At 71.6% G+C, this 2,008-nt stretch carries 2 protein-coding genes; both read left to right on the forward strand.

The window, feature by feature from the left end; translation table 11 throughout:
- A partial coding sequence (gene cysD / locus ACIQOV_RS14675; protein ID WP_401048589.1) for a sulfate adenylyltransferase subunit CysD occupies positions 1–641 on the forward strand: 641 nt, incomplete at its 5' end.
- Positions 642–643: 2 nt separating this feature from the next.
- Complete coding sequence (locus ACIQOV_RS14680; protein WP_401048590.1) at positions 644–1,984, forward strand: sulfate adenylyltransferase subunit 1; 1,341 nt, start codon at positions 644–646, stop codon at positions 1,982–1,984.
- The last annotated feature ends 24 nt before the right edge of the window (positions 1,985–2,008 follow it).

The raw sequence follows: 2,008 nt of genomic DNA on the forward strand, positions 1-2,008 counted from the left end.
ACGTCGCCCACGTCCAGGACTTCATCGACGACGGCCGCCTGCGCGAGCGCCCCGACGGCACCCGCAACCCCCTGCAGACCGTGCCGCTGCTCGACGCGATCGAGACGGGCCGCTTCGACGCCGTGTTCGGCGGCGGCCGCCGCGACGAGGAGAAGGCCCGCGCCAAGGAGCGCGTCTTCTCCCTGCGCGACGAGTTCGGCGCCTGGGACCCCCGCCGCCAGCGCCCCGAACTCTGGTCCCTCTACAACGGCCGCCACGCCGTGGGCGAACACGTACGCGTCTTCCCGCTGTCCAACTGGACCGAACTCGACGTCTGGCAGTACATCGAGCGCGAGGGCATCGAGCTGCCGGAGATCTACTACGCCCACGAGCGGGACGTCTTCGCCCGCTCCGGCATGTGGCTGACCGCCGGCGACTGGGGCGGCCCCCGGGAGGACGAGCCCGTGGAGCGGCGCCTGGTCCGCTACCGCACCGTCGGCGACATGTCCTGCACCGGCGCCGTCGACTCCGACGCCACCACCATCGAGGCCGTCATCGCCGAGATCGCCGCCTCCCGCCTCACCGAGCGCGGCGCCACCCGCGCCGACGACAAGATGTCCGAGGCAGCGATGGAAGACCGCAAGCGCGAAGGGTACTTCTAGACATGAGCACCACCACCCCGGAAGCCACCAGCGCCCAGCACACCGCCGCCGCGACCTCGCTGCTGCGTTTCGCCACCGCCGGTTCCGTCGACGACGGCAAGTCCACCCTGGTCGGGCGGCTGCTGCACGACTCCAAGTCCGTCCTCGCCGACCAGCTGGAGGCCGTCGAGCACGCCTCCCGCAGCCGCGGCAAGGAGGCGCCGGACCTGGCCCTGCTCACCGACGGCCTGCGCGCCGAACGCGAGCAGGGCATCACCATCGACGTCGCCTACCGCTACTTCGCCACCCCCCGACGCCGCTTCATCCTCGCCGACACCCCCGGCCACGTGCAGTACACCCGCAACATGGTCACCGGCGCCTCCACCGCCGAACTCGCCGTCGTCCTCGTCGACGCCCGCAACGGCGTCGTCGAACAGACCCGCCGCCACGCCGCCGTCGCCGCCCTCCTGCGCGTCCCCCACGTCGTCCTGGCCGTCAACAAGATGGACCTCGTCGACTACGCCGAACCCGTCTTCGCACGGATCGCCGCCGAGTTCACCGCCTACGCCGCCTCCCTCGGCGTCACCGACGTCCTCGCCGTCCCCATCTCCGCCCTCGCCGGCGACAACGTCGTCGAACCCTCCGCCCACATGGACTGGTACGGCGGCCCCACCCTCCTCGAACACCTGGAGACGGTCCCCGTCGGCAGCGACCCGAGCGCCGAACCCGCCCGCTTCCCCGTCCAGTACGTCATCCGCCCCCAGACCGACGAACACCCCGACTACCGCGGCTACGCCGGCCAACTCGCCTCCGGCGTGCTACGCGTCGGCGACGAGGTCACCGTGCTGCCCTCCGGGCACACCACCACCGTCGCCGCCATCGACGCCCTCGGCCGCCCGACGGACATCGCCTGGACGCCGCAGTCGGTGACCGTCCGCCTCGCCGACGACCTCGACATCTCCCGCGGCGACCTCATCGCCGCGGGAGCCGCCCCCACGCCCACCAAGGACATCGAAGCCACCGTCAGCCACCTCAACGAACGGCCGCTGCGCGCCGGCGACAAGGTCCTCCTCAAGCACACCACCCGCACGGTGCGCGCGCTGGTCAAGGCGATCTCCTACCGCATCGACATCGACACTCTCGAACAGCGCTCCGGCGCCGACGGGTTGAACGTCAACGACATCGGCCACGTGCTCCTGCGCACCGCCGAACCGCTGGCGCTCGACGCCTACACCGACAACCGTCGCACCGGCTCGTTCCTCCTGATCGACCCGGCGGACGGCACCACCCTCACCGCCGGCATGGCCGGCGAAGCGTTCGACACCGTACGCGCCACGGACACCACAGAGGAGGACTGGGTCTGATGCCCAGCGAGGCCTTCTCGGGCA

The organism is Kitasatospora sp. NPDC091257 (genome assembly GCF_044757675.1).
GTDB lineage: Bacteria > Actinomycetota > Actinomycetes > Streptomycetales > Streptomycetaceae > Kitasatospora > Kitasatospora lactacystinica.